Here is a 432-nt window from a genome sequence, read left to right as displayed (position 1 = left end):
ACTACGCTTTCCACGTCGCGGTTCAGCACGTTGATTCCAATGGTAATCCGCCGCTTGGTATTTTCGCGGGAGATTTGCGCCGATGCTTCTTCGTAGCGAATATCGGCCAGCTCGCCCAGGGGAACAGCCCCGCCCCGGGGTAGTGCTACATACAGATTACGAAGATCTTTCAAATCGGTACGGTGGGTACTGTCCAACCTTACCACCAGGTCAAACCGACGCTCCCCTTCAAATACAACCCCGGCGGTTTCACCCGCAAACGAGGTACGGATCAGCTGGTTGATATCGGCCACATCTAGCCCATACTGCGCCAGGCGGTCGCGGTGGTAGGTGGCTTTGATTTGGGGTAAGCCCACAATGGGTTCTACCCGGCAGCTGGCTACTCCCTCAATGGGTGTGATCAGGGCGGCGCATTCGTTGGCGTGTTCAAAA

Annotated in this window: 1 protein-coding gene; it reads right to left on the bottom strand. The window is 56.5% G+C overall.

The window, feature by feature from the left end; genetic code table 11:
- A partial coding sequence (locus tag ACLD7X_RS19115) for an efflux RND transporter permease subunit (RefSeq protein WP_411425257.1) occupies positions 1 to 432 on the bottom strand: 432 nt, incomplete at both ends.

Source organism: Aphanothece microscopica RSMan92 (assembly GCF_046613545.2).
GTDB lineage: Bacteria > Cyanobacteriota > Cyanobacteriia > PCC-6307 > Cyanobiaceae > NIES-981.
This window is presented reverse-complemented; position numbering and strand designations above follow the sequence as displayed.